The sequence below is a fragment of the Actinoplanes sp. NBC_00393 genome (assembly GCF_036053395.1).
Lineage (GTDB): Bacteria > Actinomycetota > Actinomycetes > Mycobacteriales > Micromonosporaceae > Actinoplanes.
On record NZ_CP107942.1, the window covers coordinates 2,125,915 to 2,149,580 of the forward strand.

The following is a 23,666-nucleotide window of genomic DNA, read 5'->3' on the forward strand; positions in this document are numbered from 1 at the left end:
GCTCCGTCCGTGAAACGTTTCAGAAAAGGCGATCCCATGAAAGTTGCAAGGAGAACTGTAGGTGCCCTCGTCGCACTGGGCCTCGTCGTGACGCTGACGCCCACCCCGGCCCACGCCACCGGCCCGGCCGTGCGCGTCGTCGACCTGCGCGTCGACGGCCGGCCCGATCAACCGCTCGGCCTCGACAACCCCAACCCGGTGCTCAGCTGGCGTTTCGCCGAGACCCGATCGGCTGCCGCCGACCGGCAGACCGCCTATCAGGTACGCGTCAGCGACCTGGGCGGGCGGCTGCTCTGGGACTCCGGCCGGATCAGTTCCGCCATCCAGTCCGGCGTCCGGTACGCCGGCAAAGCCCTCACCTCCCGGCAGCGCCTGAGCTGGCAGGTCCGGGTCTGGGGCGCCGACCGGCGCGCGTCCGACTGGAGCAAGCCGTCCACCTGGGAGATGGGCCTGCTGCGCCCGGACGACTGGGGCGACGCGAGATGGATCGAGTACCCGGAACGCGCCGAGACCCAGCCGATGCCGTTCTTCGCCCGCCAGTTCACCGTCGACCCGCGCCGCAAGGTCAGCCACGCCCGGCTCTACCTCTCCGGCGTCGGCATGCACCTGCCCAGCCTCAACGGCCGCGAACTCACCGACGAGGTGCTCGCGCCCGGCTACTCGAACTACCAGCTCTCCAGCGAGTACCGGGTCTACGACATCACCGGCGAGCTGCGTCGCGGCGGCAACACCGTCGGGGTACGCCTCGGCAACGGTCCCGCCTACGTGCGGCGCAGCGTGACGAACCCGGCGGTCGGGCGGACCGCGCCGTACTCGTGGTGGCAGAGCCAGCTCAAGGGCAGCGGGACCCTGACCGCCGACGTCGAGGCCGGCGCGACCACGGTGCCGCTGAGCGCGGTCACCGGCTACCACGTCGGCGGGACGATCAACGTGGACACCGGCGGGGGCGGCGACAACCTGGAATCGCGCGTCATCACGGCGATCGGCGCCACGGACATCACCTTCACGCCGGGGCTGTCGAAGCCGCATCCGGCCGGGGCCACCGTCACCGGGTCGGGCAACAACATCGCCGCGAGCGACGCCAGCGCCGGGGCGGCGGTCACACCCCGGCTCATCGCGCGACTCGAGGTGTCGTACACCAACGGTTTCAAGAGCGTGATCGTCTCGGACCGTGAGTGGCGTGCCGCGCTGGGCCCGCTGGTCACCGATGCCTGGTACTCCGGCTCGGACCACGACGCCCGGCGTGAGCAGCCCGGATGGGACCGGGCCGGATCGGACCTGTCGGCTGCCGCGAAGCGGCGCGACGGCACCGCCACCGGCTGGATCGCCGCCGGGATCGCACCGCCGCCGAACCTGGCCACGAAACTGGTCGGCCGCACCGCGCCACCGATCAAGATCATGGACCGGTTCACCCCGAAGACGGTCACCAACCCTGCGCCCGGCACCTGGGTGTTCGACTTCGGGCAGAACATCGTCGGCTTCCCGCAGCTCGAACTGACGGCGGGGGTGCCGGCCGGCACCACGATCCGGATCTCGCCGGCCGAGTCGCTCGCGGCTGACGGCACTGTGGACCAGGCGTCGCTGATGGGCGGTGGCGGCCGTCGCGGCACCGACCTGTTCAACACCTACACCACCGCCGGGCTGTCCGGCGGGGAGAGCTGGCGGCCGGACTTCAACTACTTCGGCATGCAGTGGGTGCAGGTCACCGGGCTGCCTTCGGACTACGTGCCGAGTGTTGAGACGATCACCGGGCTGCGGGTGCAGGCCGACACCCCGATCGCCGGCTCGGTCACCACGTCCAACGCGCGGGTCAACCGGATCCACAAGATGGCCTGGTACTCGTTCGCCGGCAACATGATGAGCGTCTTCACCGACTGCCCGGGACGCGAGAAGCTGTCCTACCCGGCGGACTACACGATGCCGATGGGCTCGATCCACCGCAACTTCGACCTGGGCGCCTACCTGCGTACGCACGAGCGGCACCTGGTCGAGGGCCAGTCGATGGCGGACACCCCGATGTTCGGCAACGTGGCGCTCAAGACCCCGGTGTACGACTGGGGTTACGAGGGCCGCTTCGGTGACGAGATCAACTGGGGTAACGCGATCATCCTGGTGCCCGGCTTCCTGCGGCAGCTCTACGGCGACGTTGCTACTGCCGAGCGGTACTACCGGCAGATGGTGGCGTTCGCCGACTACATCGCCCGGCAGAAAGCAAGCGGCAACATCGTCGACGCGGCCCTCGCCGACTGGGTCGCCGCCGACCAGACCTCCGGGAAGATCACGGGCACCTGGGGTTACTACCTGATGATCAAGGAGCTGGCCGAGTTGGCCCGCCTCACCGGACATCAGGCGGACGCGGCTCGGTATGCGGCGCTGGCAGCCGACATCAAAACCGCGTTCAATGCGGCCTTCTGGGATCCGGCGCAGCGCCGTTACGTGGCCGACGGGAAAGCCACCCAGGCTGCCCAGGCGCTCGCCCTCGACGCCGGTCTCGTGCCGGAGACCGAACGGCAGGCCGTCCTGGACGCCCTGGTCGAGCTGGTCTACGCGTTCCACCCGGAAGGCGACGGCCCGCACTTCAGCGGCGGCACCATCGGCATGGCGCCGATCGTCGGGGCGCTGTCCGCCGGCGGCCGCGACGACGTGCTCTGGGACCTGCTCCAGGAGAACGAGCAGCCCAGTTACGGCTACTTCATGGAGTCGACGGTCGCGAACCCCGGCGGCATGACCACCATCGGCGAGCGGTGGAACCGCGGCGACTCGAAGAACCACATGATCCTCGCCCAGATCGAGGAGTGGTTCCACGCCGGGCTCGCCGGCATCCGCGCCGCCGACGGCTCGGTCGCCTACCGCGAGCTGGTCATCCAGCCCAAGGTCGTCGGTGACCTGACGTTCGTGCGCGGGTCGTATGTCACGCCGCAGGGCGAGGCCCGCTCGGAATGGAAGCGTGACGGCGACCGGCTGCGGCTGACCGTCACCGTCCCGCCGAACACGACCGCCGAGGTCTGGGCGCCCACCCTGGGCGGCAAGGCCGGCGCCACCCCGCACCGCGCCTCTTTCGTGCGGACCGACGGCGGCTACGCCGTCTACCGGGTGCCGTCCGGCACCTACACCTTCACCAACCGCTGATCGCCCCTGGTCCGGCCGCCGTATTCCCCGGCGGCCGGACCGCTGAAAGGAGACAGGTGCACTTCCCGGACGGCTTCCTGTGGGGCAGCGCCACCGCGGCCCACCAGGTCGAGGGCGGCAACACCAACAACGACTGGTGGGACTTCGAACACCACCCCGCTTCCATCGGTACGCCGAAGACTTCACGCTTCTGGCCTCGCTCGGCCACAACGCGCACCGCCTGTCGCTGGAGTGGTCCCGGATCGAACCCGCACTCGGCGAATTCAGCCGCGCCGCCATCGGCCACTACCGGCGGGTCCTCACCGCACTGGCCGGCACCGGCATGACCGGGTTCATCACGCTGCACCACTTCACGCTGCCCCGCTGGTTCGCGGCCCGCGGCGGCTGGCTCGCACCCGACGCCGTCGCGCTCTTCGCCCGCTACTGCTCGTTCGTCACGTCGTCGCTGGGCGACCTGATGCCCGCCGTCGCCGTTCTTCTTCGCCGTCACGGCGCCGGGCGTCCCGATCACCCAGATGGGCTGGGCCGTACACCCCGACGGGCTGCGCGAGATGCTGCACCGCGCCGCCGCGACCGGCCTGCCCCTGTACGTCACCGAGAACGGCATCGCCACGACGGACGACACCGAGCGAGTCGCGTACCTGGAATCCCACGTCGCCGCCCTCGCCCAGGCGATCACCGAAGGCGTCGACGTGCGCGGCTACCTGCACTGGTCCGCGTTCGACAACTTCGAGTGGAGCGAGGGCTACCGCCCCGCTTCGGCCTGATCGCCGTCGACGACGACTTCACCCGCCACCCGAAGCCGAGCGCGCACGCCTTCGCCCGCATCATCCGAGACGCCCGCCCTTCCGTCGCCGAGGCCTGAACCGCCGCCCGTTCCCCGAAAATGGCCGGCCACGCCGGCCTCCGCTTCGCCGCACCCGAGCTCACCGTGGCACGTGGGCGCTTCCGCAAGATCAGCCAGCCCTCAGGGCGGCCAACCGGCTGGCGGCCACGCATGTCATCACGGCCGCATTCCATGCTTCAGCGCCGGCTGGGTGCGGCCGGCCGGCGGCTACGCATGTCATCGGGGTCAGCTGAAGATGACTACTCGGGGGCGCTGGGCCGGGTCGGCGGGGATGGTGCCGCCGGGGCGCAGGTGGCCGGCGCCGAGCACGTCGCCGGTGGTGGGGTCGACGATGCGGTAGTCCGGAGGTGTGCCGCGGTCCTGCATCATCGGCAGGGCCTGGCCGTGGTCCTGGTAGACGATGTGCAGGAGGCCGGGCACCCGCAGGGAGCGGCCGGTGATGAAGGTCTCCCAGTCCGGCGCCATGTCGGTGGTGGGCAGGCCGCGCAGGATCTGCCCGAGCAGGCCGACGTACGTGGCGCCCGGGCGGTCGAGGGCGTCCTGCCAGTTGCCGTCGGGGGCCAGGAAGTACGGGGCGTGGCCCGGCTCGCCGTCGCGCAGCACCCACTGCCACAGGCTCGCCGCGCCGTAGACCACGCCCATGGTCGAACCGGCGCACAGGTTGCTCCACGCCTCATGGCCCTGCCACCAGCCCGCGCCGACATCGGGGTGGCCGGTCTGCTCGTACGTGGGTTCGCCGTTGGCCACTGCCTTGACCGGCTGGTTGCGCCACATGTCGGCGACCCGTTCCGGGACGTGTTCGCCGCCGTGCCCGGTCTGGCACCACTGGAAGTCGAGCCAGTCGGCGTCCTGATGCGCCTGCGCGCGGCTGTGCGGCCGGTAATGGATACCGGTCGGCTGGCCGTAACAGTCCCAGGCGTGCACCTCCCGGCCACCGGCCTCGATCTGCGGTTCCGCGCCGGTCCCGTCCGCGCCGACCAGGTAGATCACGGGCCGGGCGCCGTAGCGGGCGACGAGATACCGGCAGTAGCGGGCGTACTCGGCGGGCGGCACGACGGTCCCGGCGACATCGAGTCCCTTCCAGCCGAAGCCCTGGAACACCGGCTGCAGCACGGGGACGATGCCGTGCGCGTGCAGCACGTCGAGGAGCCGGTCCAGGTACTGGAAGTAACCGGGATTCAGTTGATTCAGGTGACCGTCCACCAGGTCTTCGAAGGCGACGTCGAAGCCTTCGTCGGCCGTACGGTCGCGGGGCCCGGTGGCGCGCATGTCCGGCTGCACCGACATCAGCAGCGCGGCGTTGAAGCCCTTGGCCTGCCGGTCCTGCGCGTAGACCCGGGCCTGCTCCTCGGTGGCCCGCCACGGCAGGGCCCAGGCGGTGTCCGCGACCAGCAGCGCCGGTGTGCCGTCGGCATGCACCAGGCTGCGGCCGCCCGGTGACATCCGCCAGAAGCCGTGCTCCCCTTCGAAAGCTGCGGTGGCCTCCAAAGAGCCGGTGACACCGTGCAGCCCGGGGTCGGCGACCGACGCGCTGCTGGTCCAATGCCAGCTGCCGTGCCCGATGGGGGAGGCGAAGCGGATCCGCCAGGTCCGGTCGCCGTCGTAGAAGGCCGGCCGGCGCAGCACCGTGCCGTCGTCGTGAACGAAATCGGCCCAGACGTCGACCGTGGCGTAGGCGTCGGCGATCGCCGACGCGGCGGTGAGGACGATCTCAGACATCAGGGCTCGCGATCAGGCTGCGGGCCACCTGCAGGTCGGTGATCAGTACGTTGACCCAGCCCCCGCGCAGCGCGGCCTTGATCGCGGTGCTCTTGCGGGCGCCGCCGGCCACCGCCACCCGCCGCGGGACGGCCTGCAGCGTGTCGGCGCCGATGCCCAGCACCCGGTCGTCGAGTTCGGACACGACGTGCCGGCCGTCCTCGTCGAAGAAGCGGATGCACACGTCCCCGACCGCGCCGGCCTCGCGCAGGGCGGGCAGCTCGCTCTCGGCGACCGCGTTGCCGCTCTCGCGCAGCAGCGGGGACGGCTCGATGCTGCCGATGCCGACCAGCGCCATCGTCAGGTCGTCGCAGGCCTGCAGCACCGGCGCGATGTTCGGGTCGCTGATGAACATCTGCCGCATGTCGCCGGAGGCGAGCAGCCCCGGCGCCTGCAGGTAGACGGCCCGGGCGCCGGTCAGCGCGGCCAGCCGCCCGGTGATCCGGGTTGCCTGGGTCTGCGCGGTCACGTTCCCCACCCCACCGAGCATCTGTACGACCTGCTCAGCGACCTGCGTCGGCCGGGGATGCATGGCCTCCACGGTGGCCAGGATCGTCGAACTCCACGACGAGACGCCGATCCGCTCACCGCCCATCAGCGTGGTCTCCAGGTAGACCGCGGCGGCGGCCCCCAGCGCCCGCATGATCTCGGCCTCGCCGTCGTGGTCGTCGGTGTCGGCGACGATCACCTCGGTCAGCCCGTACGCCTGCTCGATCTGTTCCTCGAGCTCGGCGTAGACCCCGCGCGGGGCGATCACGGTGGTCCGGACGATGCCGAGCTCGACGGCCCGTTTGAGCAGCCGGGAGACGCGCGGCTGGGAGATGTGCAGCTGCGCGGCGATCTGCGGCTGGCGCATCCCGCGCTCGTGGTACATCCGGGCGACCTTGGTGAGCAGCCGGATCTGGTCGGTGGCCAGGTCGTCCAGCCCGGTCGCGCGTGCCGCCGTGTAGCCGTCCACCACAGGTCCCCTCCGATACGTGCAGCGTGCGTCCCCGAATCCGCTAGGAGAATATCCATTCAGCCTTGAGCGCCCGTGCGGAGGCGCAGTCGCGGACTCAAGGACATCAATCGTTGACAGGTGCGACATCGAGGTTCACAGTAGCTGCATGGCCAATCGCCAGTGAATGGATATTCAGATGAAGGTGATCTCGCGCCGGTCAGCCGCTTCCCTCCTCCTCCTCCTCCTCCTCGTGACGACACTGGCGGCGCTGGCGGTCGGCTGCTCCCGGGTCCCGGGCGTCTACGTCTACGAGAAGGACGGCCAGGGTTCCGCCGCTCAGGGCGGCGCCGCCGACCCGCAGTCCTACGTGGCCGAGAACTGGGTGGCCAAGATCGTGCCCACGGTCCACGACCAGGCCACCGACGTGGTCACCGTGGCCGCCGCCATCGACGAGGACCCGGACGCCGCCGGCGAGAAGTACGGCCACCGGGCCGGCACCACCAGCCCGTACGCGTACATGGTCAAGGGCTCCGGCACGATCACCGAGATCGACACCTCGGTGCCGACCGGCCCGATGACCGTCGAGGTGCCCCGCCCCGGCGGCGAGCCGCTGAAGCTGACCATCGCGACCGGCCCGGTCATCGCCGGCACCGCGCTGCGCGACGCCGTCGGGTTCATCGCGTTCGGCGACTTCACCAACCAGATCGACTACGCCGAGGTCGCCAACCAGATCAACAACCAGGTGAAGACCGACGTGATCGCCAAGGTCGACCTGGACGGCGCCGAGGGCAAGAAGGTCGACTTCTACGGCGCGTTCTCCGCCCTGGCACCCGGAACGATCTTCCTGGTGCCGACCGAGCTGGCGGTGAGCTGATGAGCGACCTGCTCGTCGCGCGCGGGATCAGCAAGAACTACGGCGGCGTCCGGGCTCTCAAGGACGTCACGTTCACCGCGTACCGCGGCAAGGTCAACGTGCTGGTCGGGGAGAACGGGGCCGGCAAGTCCACGCTCATGAAGATCCTGTCCGGGTCGGAGCAGCCGACCAGCGGCGAGATCCTGCTCGCCGGCGAGCCGGTGCACCTGCCCACCCCGCGGGCCGCCATGGCGCTGGGGATCGGCATCATCCACCAGGAGCTCAGCCTCTTCCCGAATCTGTCGATCGCCGAGAACCTGTTCGCCGGCCGGGAGCTGCGCCGGGCCCGCCGGTTCGTCGACGCCGCCGGGCAGCGCCGCCGTGCCCGGGAGGTCCTGGCCCGGCTCGGCCAGGAGCACCTGGATCCGGACACGCTGGTCGGCGACCTGCCGATCGGTCAGCAGCAGCTCGTCGAGATCGGCCGGGCGCTGCTCGAGGACGTCCGCATCCTGATCATGGACGAGCCCACCTCGGCGCTGTCCAACCACGAGGTCGACGTGCTGTTCGGGGTGATGGGCGACCTGCGCGAGCAGGACGTCACGGTCATCTACATCTCGCACAAGCTCGACGAGTTCCGCCGCATCGGCGACTGGGTGACCGTGTTCCGCGACGGCAGCCTGGTGGCGCACGAGTCGATGAGCCGCACCGACACCGGGTGGATCGTGCAGCAGATGGTCGGCCGCGACCCGGACTCGCTGTTCACCCGCAACAGCTCCCCGGTCGGCGAGGTCCTGCTCGAGGTGCGCCACCTGAGCGTGCCCGGCACCGTCGCGGTCGACGACGTCTCGTTCACCGTCCGGGCCGGGGAGGTGGTCGGCGTGTACGGGCTGATGGGCGCCGGGCGTACCGAATTGGTGGAATGCCTGATGGGGATGCGCGAAGCCGGCGCCGGTGAGGTGCTGGTGCGAGGCGCAGCCGAGTCGAAGGGCACGGTCCAGGCCCGGATGGCGGCCGGGCTGGCCCTGGTGCCGGAGGACCGGCAGCGCGACGGCCTGGTGCAGACCATGTCGGTACGCGAGAACATCCTGCTCGCGACCCTCGCCCGGCTGACCCGCGGCGGCCTGCTGTCCAGCTCCGCCGAGCAGCGCACCGCGGCCGGCAAGGTCGGCGAGCTGGCCATCAAGATCCCCGGGCAGTCGGCCGTGGTGACCGCGCTCAGCGGCGGCAACCAGCAGAAGGTGGTCCTCGCCCGGGCGCTGCTCACCGAGCCGGTGGTGCTGCTGCTCGACGAGCCCACGCGAGGTATCGACGTGGGCGCGAAATCGCAGATCGCCGCGCTGATGGCCGACCTCGCGGCGCGCGGCTTCGGGGTGCTGTTCGTCTCGTCCGAGCTGGACGAGGTGATCGCCATGGCCGACCGGGTCCTGGTGATGGCCCGCGGCCGGATCACCGCCGAGTTCACCGCGGCCGACGTCACCGAGGAGGCGCTGGTCGCCGCCTCCGCATCCGACCGCGTCCTGGAGGCCGGCCCATGACCGGCACGCACCTCGCCAAGCCCGCCCCGCCTGCGGCGGCTCCCCGGCCGGAACGGTCCGGCCGCGGAGCCAGGGTCGCGCTTCTGCTGCTGCGTGGCCGTACCCTCGTGGTCCTCGTGCTCTTGGTGATCTTCTTCAGTTCGGTCTCGGGCGAGTACCTGACCCAGAGCAACCTGATCCTGATGACCAAGCACGTGGCCATCAACGCGATCCTCGCGATCGGGGTCACCTTCGTCATCCTGACCGGCGGCATCGACCTGTCGGTCGGCTCGATCGCCGGGCTGGCCAGCATGGTCTCCGGCGGTCTGCTGTTCAGCGGGCTGGGCATGCCCGGCGGCACGCTGTTCTTCTCGGTCGCCGTCGTGATTCTCCTCGGCATCCTGGTCGGCGCGCTGGTCGGCGCGGTCAACGGCCTGCTGATCACCCGGTTCAGCGTGGCGCCGTTCATCGCCACGCTCGGCATGCTCTACGTGGCGCGCGGCGCGGCACAGCTGCTCAGCGACGGCGGCACCTTCCCCGACCTGGCCGGCACGCCGGAGCGCGGCAACACCGGCTTCGGCTTCATCGGGGTGGACAGCGTGCTCGGCATCCCGGTCGCCGTCTGGATCATGGTGCTGGTCGCCGCGGCCGCCATCGTCGTCACCACCAAGACGCCCTTCGGGCGCCAGATCTACGCGGTGGGCGGCAACGAGCGCGCGGCCATCCTGGCCGGCATCCGGGTCAACCGGATCAAGATCGCGGTGTACGTCATCTCCGGCGCCTGCGCCGCCCTGGCCGGCCTGCTGCTCACCTCCGAGCTCGGCGCCGCCTACCCGGACACCGCCACCACCTACGAGCTGAACGCGATCGCGGCAGCCGTGCTCGGCGGCACCGCCCTGGCCGGCGGCCGCGGCACCATCGTCGGCACCGTCATGGGCGCCTTCGTCATCGGCTTCCTCAGCGACGGCCTGGTCCTGGTCGGCGTCTCCACCTTCTGGCAGTCCGTGGTCAAGGGCGCCGTGATCATCTTCGCCGTCATCACCGAGCAGGCCCAGCAGCGCCTGCAGTCCAACCTCACCAAGCGCACCTCCTGAAGGGATGTGTCCCGCCATGTTGAGAAGAACCCTGATCGCAGTCGGCGCCGCGTTGACCCTGGCCCTGGCCGCCTGCGGAGGCGGCGATTCTTCGGAAGAGACCACAAACACCGAGAGCGCGTCCAAACTGGTCGTGATCATCACGCCGTCGCCGGACAACGTGTTCTTCAAGGCCGAACAGGACGCCGCGAAGGCCCAGGCCGAGAAGCTCGGCTACGAGACCCTGGTGCTCAGCCACGACGACGACCCGACCAAGCAGAGCCAGGAGATCGACACCGCGATCTCCCGCAAGGCCGCCGCGATCATCCTGGACAACGCCGGCGCGGACGCCTCGGTGGCCGCGATCCAGCGCGCCAAGGACGCGAAGATCCCGACCTTCCTGATCGACCGGGAGATCAACAAGACCGGGGTGGCGGTCGCGCAGATCGTCTCCAACAACGCGCAGGGCGCCGGCCTCGGCGGCCAGGAGTTCGCCAAGCTGATGGGCGGCAAGGGCGAGTACGCCGAGCTCACCGGCAAGCCCACCGACACCAACGCCGGTGTCCGCTCGCAGGGCTACCACGGCATCCTCGACCAGTACCCGGACCTGAAGATGGTGGCCCAGCAGACCGCGAACTGGGACCAGGCCGAAGCGCTGAGCAAGACCCAGACGATCCTGCAGGCGCACCCGAACATCAAGGGCATCATCGCCGGCAACGACACCATGGCGCTCGGCGCGTACGCCGCCGTGCAGGCCGCCAAGAAGGACGTCATCGTCGTCGGCTTCGACGGCAGCCCGGACGTCGTCAACTCGATCCTCAAGGACGGCATCAAGGCCACCGTCCTGCAGCCCGCCAGCAAGATCGCGGAGATGGCCGTCGACCAGGCCGACGCCTACATCAAGACCGGCAAGGCCGACCAGCCGGAGAAGCAGTCGATCGACTGTGTCCTGGTCAACCCGGACAACGCCAAGTCGGTCACCAACTTCGCCGTCACCGGTTCCTGATCTTTTCGGAAAGGACGCGCATGCTCGCCGCCGACCCCCGTACCGCCGCCGCCTGGCGCCGCTTCCGGCAGGAGATCACCGACGCCGGGCCCGAGCGCCGCCGCGAGATGCTGCGGCAGCGGGCCAACCAGTCCCGCACCGCCGACCTGCACATGATCGGCCGGGCCGGCCTGGGTCACGTGGGCGGCGACATGTCCGTCCTCGACATTCTCACCACGCTGTTCTTCGCCGTGCTGCGCGTCGACCCGGAGAAGCCGGACTGGCCGGACCGGGACCGGTTCGTGCTGAGCAAGGGCCACACCGCCGGCGCGCTCTACGCGACGCTGGCGGCGGCCGGCTTCTTCCCCGAGGAGGAACTGGACAGCTTCATCGCACCGATGTCACCGCTCAACGGCCACCCCAACCGGGTCAAGGTGCCCGGCGTGGAGACCAACACCGGGCCACTCGGCCACGGCCTGCCGGTCTCGGTCGGCATGGCAGTGGCCGGCCGGCTCGCCGCGTCCGCCCGGCACGTGTACGTGGTGCTCGGCGACGGCGAGCTGCAGGAGGGAAGCAACTGGGAGGCGGCGATGACCGCTGGGCACCGCCGCCTCGCCAATCTCACCGCCGTCGTCGACCGCAACCGGCTTCAGCAGGGTGCCCGTACCGAGGACACCAACGGCCTCGACCCGCTCGACGCCAAGTGGAGGGCCTTCGGCTGGGACGTGCACGAGGTCGACGGCCACGACCACCTGGCCTTGCTGGAGGCGCTCACCGCGCCCCGCACCGAGCGTCCTACCTGCATCATCGCGAACACGATCAAGGGAAGAGGCGTGTCCTTCATGGAAAACCTCGTCGAGTGGCACCACAAGGTGCCCAGCGCCGAGCAGATCAGTGCCGCCACGGCGGAGCTGGCGCGATGAGCACGTTCGACTGCCGGGTGGCGTTCGCCGAGGAGCTGATCAACCTGGCCCGCGAGGACGAGCGGATCGTCGCGGTCTGCAACGACTCGGTCGGCTCCAGCAACCTGGTCGGGTTCGCCACGGAGTTCCCGGACCGGATGATCAACGTGGGGATCGCCGAGCAGGACATGGTCGGCGTCGGGGCCGGTCTGGCGCTCAGCGGCTACATTCCGTTCGTCTGCGCCGCCGCGCCGTTCCTCACCGGCCGGGCCCTCGAACAGATCAAGGCCGACGTCGCCTACAGCCAGGCGCCGGTGGTGCTGTGCGGGATGAGCCCGGGCATGGCGTACGGCGAACTCGGCCCCACCCACCACTCGATCGAGGACCTGTCCTGGCTGCGGGCCATCGCCGGGCTCGGCATCGTGGTCCCCGCCGACCCGGCCGAGACCCGCGCGGCGGTGCGCTGGGCGGCCGCCTCCGCCACCCCGGTCTTCCTGCGGATCGGCCGGTTCAAGGTGCCGGCCGTGACCGGTGACGCGCCGTTCACCTTCGGCACGGCGGGCCGGCTGCGCGAGGGCACTGACGTCACCGTGGTGGCCGCCGGCACGATGGTCTCCCGCGCTCTGGAGGCCGCCGAGGAAGCCGCAGCCGAGGGCGTTTCGGTACGGGTGCTCAACATGTCCACCATCGCCCCGCTCGACGAGCCGGCCATCCGGCAGGCGATCAGCGAGACCCGGGCGATCGTCACCGCCGAGGAGGCCACCACCACCGGCGGTCTCGGCGCCGCCGTCGCCGCCGTGGTCGTCACCGAACGCAACCCGGTGCCGATGCGGATGCTCGGTGTGCCGCGCGAGTTCGCCCCGACCGGCAACACCGCCTTCCTGCTCTCGCACTTCGGCCTCACCGCCGCCGACATCCGGACGGCGGCCGTCCACCTGGCCCGCGCCGATGCCTGAGGATCTCGTCCTCGCCGTCGACCAGGGCACCAGCTCCACGAAGTGCCTGCTGGTCGATGCGTCCGGTGCGGTGGTGGCGACCGGCAGCGCGCCGGTGCCGATCCGGTATCCCCGGCCGGGCTGGGTCGAGCAGGACGCCGCCGAGATCCTGGACAGCGTGCGGACCGCCGCCGCGCAGTGCCTGAGCGGCGTACCGAAGAAAGCGATCACCGCGGTCGGATTCAGCACCCAGCGTGAGTCCGCGGTGGTCTGGGATCGCCGGACCGGTTTGCCGGCCGGTCCGGTGCTGGGCTGGCAGGACCAGCGCGCGCAGCCGATCTGCGACGGCCTTCGGGACAAGGGCCAGGCAGATCGGGTACGCGCAATCAGCGGTCTTCCCCTCGACCCGATGTTCAGCGCCGCCAAGCTGCGGTGGCTGCTCGACCGCACACCGGACGCGGCCGTCGGCACGATCGACGCATGGCTGGTTCACGCGCTGACCGGCAGTCACCACATCGAGGTCGGCAACGCGTCGCGCACTCAACTGCTCGACGTGCGTACCGGAACCTGGAGTCCCGACCTGCTCGGCCTGTTCGGCGTGCCCGACAGTGCCCTGCCCGAGATCACACCCTCGTCCGGGCAGCTCGGCCGGATCGGCGAGCACGGGGGAGTGCTGGCCGGCCTGCCGATCACCGCGGTCCTCGGCGACTCGCACGCCGCCCTGTACGCCCACGGCGACCAGGCCGACCACGGCGTCAAGGTCACTTACGGGACCGGCTCGTCGGTGATGCGCCTCGGCGAGGTCGACAACGACGGCGTCTGCCTGACCGTCGCCTGGAACGATCGGCTCGCCGTCGAGGGCAACATCCGGTCCAGCGGCTCCACCGTCGCCTGGCTGGCCGAGCTGCTCGGCACCGAACCGGACCGGATCGCTGCGATGGCCGTCGACGCCGGCAGCGACGGTGTGCACCTGGTGCCGGCCTTCGGCGGGCTGGCCGCGCCGTGGTGGGACGACACCGCGGTCGGCGTGCTGAGCGGGCTGACCCTCGGCACCCGGCCGGCGCAGCTGGCCCGGGCCGCCGTCGAGTCGATCGCCCACCAGGTCGCCGACGTGGTGGACGCGATGGGCGGCGCCGAGGCGGTGCTCGCCGACGGCGGCGCGAGCAGCAACGACCTGCTCATGCAGATCCAGGCTGACCTGCTCGGCGTACCGGTGAAACGGGCCCGCACCCCGAACCTGTCCGCTCTCGGCGCCGCCTTCCTGGCGGGTGATTTTCGCCCGCCGCTCGACTACGACGAGTTCCGCCCCCGGCCCGGCGACCGGGCCGCGCAACGTTCCGCCTGGCGCGACGCGCTCGCCCGGGCCCGCACCCCGTCCATCCCGCACCCCCGGAGGCCCTGATGACCGAGTACCCCCGCTTCGGCGCCGGCCTGTGGCACTTCGCCACCTACGTCGACCGGTACGCCACCGACGGCTACGGCCCCGCCCGGACCACCCTCGACGCGATCGAGCTGGCCGGGCAGGTCGAGGACCTGTCCGTGGTCGACCTCAACTACCCGTTCACGCCCGGTGTCGGCCTGTCCGAGGTCAAGGACGCCCTGGCCGCGCAGAACCTCACCGCGATCGGCATCACCCCCGAGATCTACCTGCGAAAGTTCAGCCGTGGTTCGTTCACCAACCCTGACCCTGGCGTACGCAAGGCTGCTCTTGATCTGATGCATGAGGCCGCGGGCATCGTGCGTGACATCGGCGCCGACTACGTGAAGATCTGGCCGGGCCAGGACGGCTGGGACTACCCGTTCCAGGTCGACCACCGCACACTGTGGAAACTCGCCGTCGACGGGATGCGCGAGCTGGCCGGCGCGCACCCCGACCTCAAGTTCGCCATCGAGTACAAGCCGCGCGAACCACGGGTCAAGATGACCTGGGACTCGGCCGCGCGCACGCTGCTCGGCATCGAACAGATCGGCCTCGACAACGTCGGCATCCTGCTCGACTTCGGGCACAGCCTGTACGGCGGCGAGTCCCCCGCCGACGCCGCCCAGCTGATCATCGACCACGGCCGGCTCTACGGCATGGACGTCAACGACAACCTGCGCGGCTGGGACGACGACCTGGTCGTCGGCACCGTGCACCTCACCGAGATCTTCGAGTTCTTCCACACCCTGCGCAAGAACAACTGGGAGGGTGTCTGGCAGCTCGACCAGTTCCCGTTCCGCGAAGACAGCGTCGACGCGGCGCGCACCGCGATCGGCACGCTGAAGCGGATCCACCGCGCTCTCGACCGGCTCGACGACGCCGCGCTCGCCGAGGCCCAGGAACGGCAGGACGCGATGGCCGCCCAGCGTCTGGTGCAGGACGCCCTCTTCGGTCCCGTTCCCGAGTGAGGAGACCGCCATGCGCCGCGTCATCATCAACACCGACGCCAAGAACGAGGCCGACGACCAGTTCGCCATCGTGCACGCCCTGCTCTCACCCACCCTCGACGTCCGCGGCCTGATCGCCGCCCACTTCGGCACCCGCCGCAGCGACCGCAGCATGTTCGAGTCTCGCGAGGAGATCGACCTGCTCCTGCGGCTGATGGACCTGGAGGGCAAGGTCACGGTGGCCAACGGCGCCGCCGGGCCGATCCCCGACGAGACCACCCCGCAGGACAGTCCGGGCGCCCAGCTGATCATCGAGGAGAGCAGGCTCGGCCCGCTGTACGTCGCGTTCCTCGGGCCGCTGACCGACATGGCCTCGGCGATCCTGCTCGACCCGGAGATCGTGCACCGCGACGTCGTGGTGATCTGGATCGGCGGCATCGGCTACGGCGGCATCGAGACCTACCCGGGCATCGAGTTCAACCTCAGCAACGACATCGCCGCCGCCAACGTGGTCTTCGACTCCGGGATCACCGTCTGGCAGGTGCCCTCCAATGTCTACTCGCAGGTATCGGTCGGCTACGCCGAACTGGAGGAGAAGATCGGCGGCACGTCCGCGCTCGCCGACTACCTGATCAAGCAGCTGGTCGAGTGGAACGCCACCTACCACCCGGAACCCATCGAGTCCCGCTCGCTCGGCGACTCTCCGGCGATCTCGCTGCTGCTCTACCCGCGCGGCGGCCAGTTCCGTACCGTGCCGGCGCCCCGCTTCGGCGCCGAGGGCCACTACCTGCCGGGCTCCGGCAATCCCGTCCGGGTCGTCGAGACCGTCGACGTCCGGTTCCTGATCGAGGACATGTTCGCGAAGATTCGCCGCTTTGGAGTTCGCCATGACAGATAGCGCTTTCAACCGACGCACGTTCCTCACCCTCAGCGGAGGCGCCGCCCTGGCTGCCGGGCTCTCCGCCTGCACCGGCGGCGGCGCCTCGGATGCGCCGACGAACACCGGGTCCAAGGAACTGCGGCTGTTCACCTACGAGGACAACTCGACGATCGACCTGCTCAAGGCCCAGATCAAACAATTCGACACGCAGAACGGTACGACCACCACGGTCGACTCCCTGCCCGGCTCCGGTGCCGCGGTCTACCCGGACAAGTTGCGGACCGAACTGCTCGGCGGCACGGGCCCGGACGTGTGGCGGATCTGGGGTGGCCAGATCGGCGCGCCGTTCGTGAAGGCCAAGCAGGCGATGGACCTGAGCGCCTACTACGACAAGTACGGGTGGGCGTCGAAACTCAACCCGGCCGCGGTGTCCGGGATGACCTTCGAGGGGCTCAAGGGCGGGTTGCCGTACATCGCTCTGGGCATCGGCGCCTGGTACAACAAGGCCGCGTTCGCCAAGGCGGGGGTCACCGCGCCGCCCACCTCCTACGAGGAACTCGAAGAGGCCAACGCCAGGATCCTCGCCTCCGGCGTCACCCCGCTGGGCACCGCCGGCAAGTACGGCTGGCACGTCATGCGACTGTACGAATACCTGCTCGAAGTCTCCGCCGGTCCGGAACTGCACGACAAACTGCTGACCGGCGCCGAGAGCTGGGACCGTCCCGAGGTGGTCACCGCCTTCACCAACTTCAAGAAGTGGCAGGACCAGAAGTGGATCCCGGAGGGCGCGATCGGCCTCGACCCGGCTGACGTGGAGCTGTGGTACGTGCAGGGCAAGACGGCGTACACGATCACCGGCCCGTGGACCGAGGCGCAGGGCATCCAGGCCGGCGGCAAGAAGTCGGCGGACTTCGGCGTCTTCCCGTTCCCGACCGGACACGAGCCGGCCCGGCACTCCGGGTTCGTCGAGGGCTACATGATCAACGCCAAGGCCGGAAACCCGGACATGGCGGCCGCCCTGCTGGACTTCCTGATCAAGCCGGAGACCCAGAAGGCCATGAACATCACCGCCTCGATCGTGGCCGGCGCCGAACCGGACCAGGCGACCCTGCCGCTGTCCTACGAGTGGTCGCAGGGTTCCGGCAAGCAGCCGTTCTACACCATCCAGGACCAGGCGTTCCCGAAGAAGCAGGCGGACCAGTACTTCGCGATCCAGAGCGACGTGCTGCAGGGTAAGACCAACCCGGCCGAGGCCGCCAAGCAGATGCAGGTGGTCATCAAGGGCTGGCAGAAATGATCACGGGCCGGACCAGGCACGGCAGCGGCCTGGTCGCCTGGGCCTTCGCCGCGCCCGCGCTGCTGGCCTACTTCCTGTTCCTGGTCTACCCGGCGATGTCGTCACTGTGGTTCAGCTTCACCGACTGGGACGGGCTGAGCGCGACCTACAACGTGGTCGGGCTCGACAACTACACGAACATGCCGAACGACCCGGTGGTCATCCAGGCCGCGATCAACAACCTGATCTGGGCCGTGGTCACCGTCGTCGTCCCGGTCGTGCTCGGGCTCGCCCTGGCGGTCGCCCTCAACGGCAAGGTTCGCGGCAAACCGATCCTGCGGCTGCTCTTCTACACCCCGGCCGTGCTGCCGCTGGTCGCCGTCGCCTCGATCTGGGGCTGGCTGTACAACCCGCAGTACGGCGCGATCAACGCGTTCCTGCGCGCGATCGGCCTGGACAGCCTGGCCCAGCCGTGGCTCGGCCAGGACTCGACGGCGCTGGGCGCGACCATGGTGGCCGCGATCTGGCTGCGGGTCGGCTTCCCGATGCTGCTCTACCTGGCCGCGTTGCAGGGGATCAGCCAGGAGCTGTACGAGGCCGCGACGGTTGACGGCGCCGGCCGGTGGCAGCAGTTCTGGCACATCACGATGCCCGGACTGCGCCCGGCGCACTACGTCGTCATCGCGCTGTCGGTCATCGACTCGTTCAAGGTCTTCGACCTGATCTACGCCATGACGTACGGCGGTCCGGGCACCGCCACCCAGGTCATGGGCACCTGGATGTACTTCAACGTCTTCCAGTACAACCAGGCCGGCTACGGCACGGCCATCGCGGTCGTGATCACCGTGGTGGCGGTCGCGGTCAGCATCCCGTACGTCCGCTCCCAGACGAAGGAGCACGCGGCATGACCTCCGTAGCGCCCACCGCCGCGCTGCCCGAAGCGACCATCGCGCCCGCCGGCAGGCCGCCCCGGCCGCAGGGTGGCGCCGGCACGACCGTACTGATGGCGCTCGCCGCCCTGGTGTGGATCTCCCCGCTGGTGCTGCTGGTGATCACCGCGCTGCGGCCGCTCTCCGACTTCGTAGCGAACGGTCCGCTGTCCTGGCCCGGCTCGTTCACGTTCGGCAACTTCGCCGACGCCTGGAACATCGGCAACTTCGCGAACACCTACCGCAACAGCACGATCCTGCTGGTCCTCAAGGTGCCGCTCGGTGTCTTCATCTCCGCGATGCTGGCGTACGCCCTGGCCAAGCTGCGCATCCGCTTCGGCGCGGCGATCATGTACACGGTGTTCCTGGGCCTGACCATCCCGATCTACATCACCATCGTCCCGGTGTTCGTGATGGCCCGCAGCGCCGGGCTGACCGACAGTCTGATCGGCCTGATCGGCCCGTACCTGGCCTTCGGCATCCCGTTCGAGGTCCTGGTCCTGCAGTCGTTCATCCGGCAGATCCCGGACGAGATCATCGAGGCCGCCCGCATCGACGGCGCCGGGGCGTGGCGGATCTTCCTGACCATCGTCCTGCCGCTGTCGGCGCCCGCACTGGTCACCGTGCTGATCCTGGACGCGGTCGCGACCTGGAACGAGTTCCTGTTCGCGCTGATCCTGCTCAGTTCGGACGCGAACAAGACGATCCCGGTCGGGCTGCTCAACTTCCAGGGCCAGTTCTCCAACAACAGCACGGGACTCGCTGCCGGCATCCTGATCGCGGTGGTGCCGATCCTGATCGCGTACACATTCCTGCAACGCTGGATCGTCGGCGGCCTGACGGCCGGCGCCGCCAAGGGCTGACCCTTATTCGGAGGCGTTGACCCGGGTCGCCAGGCGATCCAGGGAAGCCTGGAGCCGGTCGGCGGTGGTCGCCTGAGCCCGGGGGAGGCGCCGCTCGTCGGTGAGCTGCGTCCAGTCGTAGGTGTGCGTCACCCGGGTCCGGCCGGCGTCGACCGGGTCCAGCTCCCATCGCCACAGGTGGCCGGGCGGGTTCTGGCCCGGCTCGGCCGGCCGCCAGGCGATCAGCCGGCCCTCGGCGAACTCGACGACGTGGTTCTCCCGGATATTGCCGCTCGTGGTGGTCATGGTGAACACCTCGCCGACGGCCCGGACGCGCTGGCCGGCGGCCGCCTCGGACAGGTTGTCGTTGCCGTCCCAGCTCGGCTGCAGCGACGGGTCGGCGATCAGCTCGAAGATGTCCGCCGCGGCGGCCGAAATCTCACGGGCAGCAGTCACGATGCGCTCGGTCATCGGACCATCCTCGGTCATCGGCCCCTCGAAGCGGAGGACGGTCTCCAATAACGCGGCGATCCCCTTTTCATCCACGGTGACCGCCGGATCGTCGGTGTATTGCCGCACCGCCTGCCGAATCACCGTCAGTGACGGGTTCCGCGTCAGCGCCCACTCGGCGGCCTCGATCTTGGAGGAGTGCACCCCGTCCGCGGCGAAGCGCCACATGCGGCAGGCCGTGAGGACCATGAACGCGGCGTGCTCAGTGTCGTCGGTGAGCGATTGCCACGTCCGCAGCCAATGCCGGCCACGGTCGACCACCCAGGCATGCGGCACAGGTGCGATCACCTCGACCGGCGCGGCGCCGACCAGGGCGCGCCCCTGAGCGCGGGCCATGGAGAGCTCGGCGAGCAGGTCGGGAGCCTCGGACCGCCGGCGCTCCACCTCGAACTCACCCGGATACCGGCCGACCTGCAGCTCCACCGCCGGCGTCCGGGTCGGCACCGCCGCCACGTCAGCGGTGACCACATGCAGGTCGATCCCCGAGGCGTCGCCAACGTCCGCCTCGCGGACCACCTCTTCAAGCGCGCTCGCCTGCGAATCGCTGAGCCCGGAGTCGACCACGATCAGCAGGTCGATGTCGCTGCGGCCGGCCCGAAACCCACCGGCCGCCAGCGACCCATGCAAAATCACCGACCGCACCGTCCCCCCAACAGCATCGGCGCAGCGCGCAGCAAGCTCCTCAACAGGCGTCACCACAACATTCTGCCGTCTCTACCCCAACCACCCAGGCCCTCGCAGCGGTGAGGGCGGGCGACGCGACGCGCTCGGGCGTTGTGGCAGATCGGTGCGCCCGGCGGCCAGCGCTGTCCGGAGAGACCTTCCAGTCAGACGGCCACATCCGTAGCGGGTGTACCTACACCCGCCGCGGACGTGGCGGCGTTCGGGAACTCATGCGTCACTGGCCCGCCGTGCTTCCCAGCCAGATGGCCCGAAGGCCAGTTCCTGAACACCCATCGCGACCTGGACTCGAAGGGCTTCCAGCCCCGGCCCGGCCTTCCCGCCTCGGCCTCTCCGGCCGTTCCCCGGCTCGTCCCAGCCCGGCCCGGTCCGGCTCGGCCCGGCTCGTCCCAGCCCGGCCCGGCCCCGGTCCGGCTCGGCCCGGCTTGGCCCGGCCCTGCCTGGCTCGGCCCGGCATGGTCAGCCTGCGGCTCGCCATTGGGCGGGGGTCATGTCGTGGTCGGTGCGGAAGCGGCGGATGAAGTAGCTGACGTCGGGATAGCCCACCCGGTGGCTGATCGCGGCGACCGTCAGGTCCGTGTCGGCGAGTAGGCGGCGGGCCTGCTGCATTCGGCGTTGGGTGAGCCACTGCTGTACGGTGCGGCCGGTCTTGCGCCGGACCACGGTGGTCAGGTGGCCGGGGGTCAGGGACAGTTCGGCGGCCAGGTCGGACAGTGAGACCGGCTCGTGGAAACGCTGCTCGACAAGTTCGAACACTGCTGCCAGCAACGGTTCGTCGCCGGCGCGCAGTTCGTCCGGCACGCCGGCGGTCAGCCGGGAGGTGGCGACGAGCAGCAGGGTCAGGTGGGCCAGGGCGGCCTCGTGATGCCCGTCGTGCCGGTCGCGCAACTCGGCGTCCAGCGCGGCGAAACGGTCGAACCAGGCGGCCCGCTCGGCCGGCGGCACGCGCAGTCGCTGGGCCCGGTCGGCGCCGCGGGCGAACGGGAACAGCAGCGGGTGAGCGCGCCACGACGGGTACGCCCCGGCCGGCCGGATCACGTCGGCTGGGAACGACGCCGTCCAGCCGTCCTCGACGACCTCGTCGTGCGGCGAGATGAACGAGACGACCTGGCCGGGGGCGATGACGAACAGGTCGCCGTCGGAGACCGTCCAGGTGCGGCCGTCGAGCAGGATCCGGCCGTCGGCCCGGTGCGCATAGAAGAGCACCAGGAAGTCGTGGGCGTGCGTCCAGCCGGGCGCCCACGAATCGCGGGGGATCCGGCCGGCCTTGACCGGCGCCGCGCCGGGCCGCCGATCGAACCCGACGACAGCCGAAGAAAGTGCTATCCCCTCCACAGATCCGCCGTTGTCCGTGTACTCGCCGAGCATGAGACTCATCTTAAGACCGAACATCGTCTGATCGGAGCGTGGAATGGCCACCACCAACCAGGACTATCTGCCGGCCATGGGGCAGCACTGGCTGCTCTTCCTCTACGACCCGTTGACTCGCATCTGGGGTGTGCCGAAGATGCACGCGGCACTGCTCGATCGCGCGGACATCCGGCCCGGGCACCGGGTGCTCGACATCGGCTGCGGGACCGGCAATCTGCTCCGTGCGCTGGGCAGGCGCACGCCGGGCGTACCGATGACCGGCATTGATCCTGATCCGGCCGGCCTGCGCCGTGCCGGGCGCAAGGCCCGCCGGGCCGGCCTGGAAATCGAGTTCAAGCAGGCGTACGCGTCGAGCCTGCCGTTCCCCGACGCCGGCTTCGACCGGGTGCTCTCGTCGTTCATGCTGCACCACCTGCGCGAGGAGGAGACGCGGCAGGGCCTCGCCGAGATCCGGCGGGTGCTGCGGCCCGGCGGCGAACTGCACATCGTCGACGTGGCCGGGATGTCCGCCGAGGGCCGGGCCGGCCGCAAGGTCGCGCACAAGCATCCCCACCTCGTCGGCAACCTCCCGGGCCGGGTGCTGGCCGCGCTGCGCGAGGCCGGCTTCGGCGAGGCGACCGAGAACGGCCGCGGCAAGGACCGCTTCGGCGGCCACGTCTTCTACCGCGCCGCGAAGTAAGGCGCCGCTCCGGCCGGCCCACCGTCTGGCCCCGCTCGGTGCTCGACGAACAGGCCGTGACCGCCCGCTTCGAACAGGTCTTCGTGGACGGCTTCCGGGCCGCCGAGCGCAGCACCCTGGCCGTGGGCTGTTTCGCGCTCGGCAACTGGGTCGGTGGCATGTACACCACGGCCGCCTGCCGTGACCTCGCCGCCCGCGGCCATCCGATCACCGTCGCGACGCCCGGCAACGACGTCGCCGAGATCCTGCGGGTGGTCGCCGAACTCGGGCCGCTCTTCGACCAGGTCGTTCTGCTCGGCTATCCGCCGTTCATCAAGAACGTCATCGACGCGGGGGCCGGCTGGTCCGCGTACCGAATCAAGATCGTGCTGGCCGGTGAGGTCTTCAGTGAGGCCTGGCGCGACCTGGTGGCCGCCCGGGCCGGCATGGCCGACCCGGCCACGGACGTGGCGTCCCTCTACGGCACGGCCGACGCCGGGGTCCTGGGCAACGAAACCCCATTGAGCGTACGCGTGAGGCGGTTCCTCGCCGACCGCCCGGACATCGCGACGCCGCTGTTCGGCGACGGCCGCCTGCCCACCCTGGTCCAGTACGACCCGGCCACCCGCTTCTTCGAGACGGTCGGCGACACGCTCGCCTTCACCGCCGACGGCGCGCTGCCACTCATGCGCTACCACATCGCCGACGATGGCGGGCTGATCAACCACGCCGACCTGATGACGCTCTGCCGCGACCACGACTTCGATCCCGGGGACGGACCGGAGCTGCCGTTCGTCTGGGTCTTCGGCCGGTCGCTGTTCACCGTCTCGTTCTTCGGCGCCAACCTCTACCGGGAGAACGTCACCGTCGGCCTGGAACGCCTACACGTCGCCGGCCAGGTCACCGGCAAGTTCGTGCTGCGCAGCGTCGAGGACGCCGACCGCGACCGGCGCCTGCGGGTGGCGGTCGAGCTGGCGCCCGGCGGGACCGGCACACCTGAGCTGGCCGCGACGATAGCGGAGTCCATCCGCACCGAGCTGCTGCGGCTCAACAGCGAGTTCGCGCACTACGTGCCCGCGGAATACCAGCTGCCGCAGGTGGACTTGCGCGCGACCGGCGACCCGGAATTCTTCCCGCCGGGCGTGAAGCATCGCTACACCCGACCTTGAAAGATCGTTTTTCAACCGATAGCGATCAATGGGGAAACTGTGTCAAT

Annotated in this window: 20 protein-coding genes and 2 pseudogenes; 18 read left to right on the forward strand and 4 right to left on the reverse strand. The window is 70.1% G+C overall.

The genetic code is table 11. The annotated features are described in order from the left end of the window. Window positions 1-87 precede the first annotated feature (87 nt). The 4 genes and pseudogenes from OHA21_RS09615 to OHA21_RS09630 all read left to right on the forward strand — a co-directional run bounded on the left by OHA21_RS09615 (window position 88) and on the right by OHA21_RS09630 (window position 3,896). A complete protein-coding gene (locus OHA21_RS09615; protein WP_328472346.1) occupies window positions 88-3,129 on the forward strand; it encodes a family 78 glycoside hydrolase catalytic domain in 3,042 nt (1,013 codons plus the stop codon). Window positions 3,130-3,185: 56 nt separating this feature from the next. Continuing rightward, window positions 3,186-3,239, forward strand: a pseudogene (locus OHA21_RS09620) (hypothetical protein); the annotation flags it as partial. Window positions 3,240-3,265: 26 nt separating this feature from the next. Further along, a pseudogene (locus OHA21_RS09625) lies at window positions 3,266-3,532 on the forward strand (family 1 glycosylhydrolase); the annotation flags it as partial. A gap of 112 nt (window positions 3,533-3,644) precedes the next feature. After that, window positions 3,645-3,896: a family 1 glycosylhydrolase gene (locus tag OHA21_RS09630; protein WP_328472348.1), complete on the forward strand. Its 252-nt coding sequence runs from the start codon at window positions 3,645-3,647 to the stop codon at window positions 3,894-3,896. Window positions 3,897-4,201: 305 nt separating this feature from the next. On the opposite strand, the gene OHA21_RS09635 is transcribed toward OHA21_RS09630, so the two are convergent. Beyond that, a complete protein-coding gene (locus tag OHA21_RS09635) occupies window positions 4,202-5,695 on the reverse strand; it encodes an apiosidase-like domain-containing protein (RefSeq protein WP_328472350.1) in 1,494 nt (497 codons plus the stop codon). Continuing rightward, complete coding sequence (locus OHA21_RS09640; protein ID WP_328472352.1) at window positions 5,688-6,692, reverse strand: sugar-binding transcriptional regulator; 1,005 nt, start codon at window positions 6,690-6,692, stop codon at window positions 5,688-5,690. The genes OHA21_RS09635 and OHA21_RS09640 overlap by 8 nt, the downstream gene beginning before the upstream one ends. A 232-nt stretch (window positions 6,693-6,924) precedes the next feature. Between OHA21_RS09640 and OHA21_RS09645 the strand changes: the two genes are divergently transcribed. From OHA21_RS09645 to OHA21_RS09705, 12 genes are read left to right on the forward strand one after another with little or no spacing between them, the layout of a single operon-like run. Beyond that, window positions 6,925-7,548, forward strand: coding sequence for a DUF2291 family protein (locus OHA21_RS09645; RefSeq protein WP_328472354.1), 624 nt, complete (start codon window positions 6,925-6,927; stop codon window positions 7,546-7,548). Next, window positions 7,548-9,062: a sugar ABC transporter ATP-binding protein gene (locus OHA21_RS09650; protein ID WP_328472356.1), complete on the forward strand. Its 1,515-nt coding sequence runs from the start codon at window positions 7,548-7,550 to the stop codon at window positions 9,060-9,062. The genes OHA21_RS09645 and OHA21_RS09650 overlap by 1 nt, the downstream gene beginning before the upstream one ends. Next, the gene (locus tag OHA21_RS09655) at window positions 9,059-10,135 is read left to right on the forward strand and encodes an ABC transporter permease (protein WP_328472358.1); all 1,077 of its coding nucleotides are present in this window, start codon (window positions 9,059-9,061) and stop codon (window positions 10,133-10,135) included. Before OHA21_RS09650 ends, OHA21_RS09655 begins: the two co-directional genes overlap by 4 nt. A 16-nt stretch (window positions 10,136-10,151) precedes the next feature. After that, entirely contained in the window at window positions 10,152-11,120 is a 969-nt protein-coding gene (locus OHA21_RS09660; RefSeq protein ID WP_328472360.1) for a D-ribose ABC transporter substrate-binding protein, read from the forward strand. Between the two features lie 20 nt (window positions 11,121-11,140). Next, the gene (locus tag OHA21_RS09665; protein ID WP_328472362.1) at window positions 11,141-12,022 is read left to right on the forward strand and encodes a transketolase; all 882 of its coding nucleotides are present in this window, start codon (window positions 11,141-11,143) and stop codon (window positions 12,020-12,022) included. Then, window positions 12,019-12,957, forward strand: coding sequence for a transketolase family protein (locus OHA21_RS52685; protein ID WP_442875084.1), 939 nt, complete (start codon window positions 12,019-12,021; stop codon window positions 12,955-12,957). The genes OHA21_RS09665 and OHA21_RS52685 overlap by 4 nt, the downstream gene beginning before the upstream one ends. Further along, window positions 12,950-14,338, forward strand: a complete 1,389-nt coding sequence (locus tag OHA21_RS09680) for an FGGY family carbohydrate kinase (protein ID WP_328472364.1) — start codon at window positions 12,950-12,952, stop codon at window positions 14,336-14,338. The genes OHA21_RS52685 and OHA21_RS09680 overlap by 8 nt, the downstream gene beginning before the upstream one ends. Beyond that, a complete protein-coding gene (locus tag OHA21_RS09685; RefSeq protein ID WP_328472366.1) occupies window positions 14,338-15,324 on the forward strand; it encodes a sugar phosphate isomerase/epimerase family protein in 987 nt (328 codons plus the stop codon). The genes OHA21_RS09680 and OHA21_RS09685 overlap by 1 nt, the downstream gene beginning before the upstream one ends. A gap of 10 nt (window positions 15,325-15,334) precedes the next feature. Then, window positions 15,335-16,201 carry a nucleoside hydrolase gene (locus OHA21_RS09690; RefSeq protein ID WP_328472368.1) on the forward strand — a complete coding sequence of 289 codons (867 nt, stop codon included), beginning with the start codon at window positions 15,335-15,337 and terminating at the stop codon, window positions 16,199-16,201. Then, window positions 16,191-17,480: an ABC transporter substrate-binding protein gene (locus OHA21_RS09695; RefSeq protein WP_328472370.1), complete on the forward strand. Its 1,290-nt coding sequence runs from the start codon at window positions 16,191-16,193 to the stop codon at window positions 17,478-17,480. The genes OHA21_RS09690 and OHA21_RS09695 overlap by 11 nt, the downstream gene beginning before the upstream one ends. Then, window positions 17,477-18,367 (forward strand): carbohydrate ABC transporter permease, encoded by an 891-nt coding sequence (locus tag OHA21_RS09700; RefSeq protein WP_328472372.1) that lies wholly within the window; start codon window positions 17,477-17,479, stop codon window positions 18,365-18,367. The genes OHA21_RS09695 and OHA21_RS09700 overlap by 4 nt, the downstream gene beginning before the upstream one ends. Next, on the forward strand, window positions 18,364-19,251 hold the full coding sequence (locus OHA21_RS09705; RefSeq protein WP_328472374.1) for a carbohydrate ABC transporter permease: 888 nt from the start codon (window positions 18,364-18,366) through the stop codon (window positions 19,249-19,251). The genes OHA21_RS09700 and OHA21_RS09705 overlap by 4 nt, the downstream gene beginning before the upstream one ends. 3 nt (window positions 19,252-19,254) lie before the next feature. Here the strand turns inward: OHA21_RS09705 and OHA21_RS09710 are convergent, their stop codons facing one another. Beyond that, window positions 19,255-20,439: an SRPBCC family protein gene (locus OHA21_RS09710; protein WP_328472376.1), complete on the reverse strand. Its 1,185-nt coding sequence runs from the start codon at window positions 20,437-20,439 to the stop codon at window positions 19,255-19,257. Between the two features lie 441 nt (window positions 20,440-20,880). Further along, window positions 20,881-21,789, reverse strand: a complete 909-nt coding sequence (locus OHA21_RS09715; RefSeq protein ID WP_328478355.1) for a helix-turn-helix transcriptional regulator — start codon at window positions 21,787-21,789, stop codon at window positions 20,881-20,883. 43 nt (window positions 21,790-21,832) lie between these two features. Here OHA21_RS09715 and OHA21_RS09720 point away from each other — a divergent pair, with 43 nt between their 5' ends. Both OHA21_RS09720 and OHA21_RS09725 read left to right on the forward strand, forming a co-directional pair. Continuing rightward, window positions 21,833-22,471, forward strand: coding sequence for a class I SAM-dependent methyltransferase (locus OHA21_RS09720; protein WP_328472378.1), 639 nt, complete (start codon window positions 21,833-21,835; stop codon window positions 22,469-22,471). Between the two features lie 38 nt (window positions 22,472-22,509). Next, window positions 22,510-23,619, forward strand: coding sequence for a phenylacetate--CoA ligase family protein (locus OHA21_RS09725; RefSeq protein WP_328472380.1), 1,110 nt, complete (start codon window positions 22,510-22,512; stop codon window positions 23,617-23,619). Window positions 23,620-23,666: the final 47 nt, after the last annotated feature.